Annotated in this window: 2 protein-coding genes and 1 pseudogene; 1 reads left to right on the top strand and 2 read right to left on the bottom strand. The window is 68.7% G+C overall.

Annotated elements, in window-relative coordinates:
* Positions 1 to 77: 77 nt before the first annotated feature.
* On the bottom strand, positions 78 to 497 hold the full coding sequence (locus I6U14_RS08575) for a DUF1698 domain-containing protein (protein ID WP_296898477.1): 420 nt from the start codon (positions 495 to 497) through the stop codon (positions 78 to 80).
* Positions 498 to 528: 31 nt separating this feature from the next.
* Complete coding sequence (cmoA, locus tag I6U14_RS08570) at positions 529 to 1,260, bottom strand: carboxy-S-adenosyl-L-methionine synthase CmoA (protein WP_296898475.1); 732 nt, start codon at positions 1,258 to 1,260, stop codon at positions 529 to 531.
* A 150-nt stretch (positions 1,261 to 1,410) separates the two neighbouring features.
* On the opposite strand from cmoA, the pseudogene I6U14_RS08565 reads away from it, so the two are divergent.
* Positions 1,411 to 2,141 (top strand): annotated as a pseudogene (locus I6U14_RS08565) (RNA degradosome polyphosphate kinase); the annotation flags it as partial.

Here is a 2,141-nt window from a genome sequence, read left to right as displayed (position 1 = left end):
ATGCGCGGCGTGGGATCGATGCCGACCACCAGTGCTGCCCCCGCCCCGGGCACCCGGTAACCGTAGTAGCCGTTGCCTCACCCCACGTCCCGCACCAGGCGGCCGGCCAACGGCGCGATGGCCCCTGCGAGCCTGGCCCATTTCCAGTCCGAGCGCCATTCGGCATCGATCCGCACGCCGTGCAGACAGAAGGGACCCTTGCGCCATGGGTGCAACGCCTCGAGGCCGGCGCGGAGCGCTTGCCGCGTCGCCGCGTCGAGGGCTGCCTGGGGCGCCGCTGACACACAGGGGCCATCGAGCCGGACCGCGCCGGACTCGATGGCCGGCAGCCCGGCCAGCGCCGTGAGCCAGTCCGGCAAATCGCCGTGTCGCTCCGGGTCCAGGCGCTCGGTGGCGAGTTGGCGCAGGTGCGGCGCCCACTTACCAGCAGGCGTAAACGCGAGCCTTGCCCAGAACGGCTCGAAGCGCCTGGCGATCACCGAACTGCACCCAGCCATGGCGGGATCAGCTGCGGGCACGGGGCTGGGCTTAGCCCCGCGCCAGCCAGCCGACGAAGTTGAAGCACTGGAACCAGCGCTCCACGCGCCGAAAGCCCGCCCGGCGCAGACGCTGCTCGTGGGTCTCGATGTCGTCCGGCACCAACACCGCCTCCAGCGACGCACGCTTGCGGGCGATCTCCAGCGCGCTGTAGCCCTGAGCGCGCTTGAAGTCCTGATGCAGACCGTCCAGCAGCGCCTCCGCCTCCGCATCGGGGAACAGCACCTTCTCCACCAGGATCAGCCCGCCCCCTGGCACCAGCCCCTGCCGCAGCCGGCGCAGCAGCGCAAGCCGCTCCTGCGGTGGGATGAACTGGAGCGTCAGGTTCAACACTACGAGCCCGGCGTTGGTGACCGACAGATCCATGATCTCGGCACACACCGGCGTCACCCGCCCCGCCGCCACCGACTCCGCGAGCCGCTGCCGCAGACCGTCCAGCATGGCCGGCGCGTTGTCCACGGCGACGATGCGCGCCTGCGGCAGCCTAGCCAGCAGCGCCGCGGAGGTGGCGCCGAGGGAGCAGCCGAGGTCGTAGATGGGCTGGCCGGGCACCGCAACCCGCGCCGCCACCAGCCCGAGCAGGCGCAGCAGCTCCGGCCAGCCCGGCACGGAGCGGCGCAGCATGTCCGGGAAGACCCGCGCCACCTGGGCGTCGAATACAAAGTCGCTCGGAGGCGCTGCCGCTGCGAAGAGATTGTCGGTTGGCTCGGTAATGTCGCTCATGGTCGCGCGCGCCTGCATCAGGCGGGACAGGGCGCCCCGGAGTCGTGGCCGCGCGCGGACACCAAAAGCGTCACGCATGCGTTAGCGGGCATTGGTACGATACCCCGTTACTAGAGCGAACCTCCAGACCACGCGGGAGAGCCCAGCGCCATGAACGATTCAACCAGCAACGCCGTGCTCGACGAGGACACCGACATTTCCGCAGTGGATACCGAGGAGGTCGCCCCGCCGGAGCCGCCGGACCTGGACGACCCCGCGCTCTATCTGAACCGCGAGCTCACCTGGCTCGCCTTCAACCAGCGCGTGCAGCACGAGGCCGCCGACCCGCGCACGCCACTCTTGGAGCGGGTCAAGTTCCTGGCCATCGTCAACAACAACATCGACGAATTCTTCATGAAGCGCATCGGCGGGCTCAAGCAGCAGATCGCCGCCGGTGTGCACACGCCGACAGTGGACGGGCGCACCCCCGGCCAGCAGGTGGAGGAATGCCGTGCCGTGCTCGCCGAGATGCAGGCGGAGCAGGAGCGTATCTTCCAGGCACTGCTGACCGCGCTGGAAGCTCACGACATTCGGCTGGTCACCATCGACGCCCTGCCCAAAGATGCCCGTGAGCGCCTGCGCGAGCAATTCCGCACGGACATCTTCCCGATGATTACGCCGCTGGCAATGGACCCGGCGCATCCCTTCCCGTTCATCTCCAATCTGGCCCTGAACCTGTTGGTGACGCTGCGCTATCCAGGCGGCGGCGAGACATAACTGGCCCCCATCAAGGTGCCCGTGAGCAAGGACATCAGAACAGGGCTCATTCGATTGCACGGCGTCACAACCTACGTAACACTGGAGACCCCCATCGCCCAAAACCCCGCAAGCTCCTCCCGTGG

It is taken from the genome of Thiohalocapsa sp., assembly GCF_019695415.1.
Taxonomy (GTDB): Bacteria; Pseudomonadota; Gammaproteobacteria; order Chromatiales; family Chromatiaceae; genus Thiohalocapsa.
This window is presented reverse-complemented; position numbering and strand designations above follow the sequence as displayed.

Bases quoted from the DNA above. Each gene is read 5' to 3' on its own strand.
- I6U14_RS08575 (WP_296898477.1), bottom strand. From the start codon at position 497: ATGGCTGGGTGCAGTTCGGTGATCGCCAGGCGCTTCGAGCCGTTCTGG.
- cmoA (WP_296898475.1), bottom strand. From the start codon at position 1,260: ATGAGCGACATTACCGAGCCAACCGACAATCTCTTCGCAGCGGCAGCG.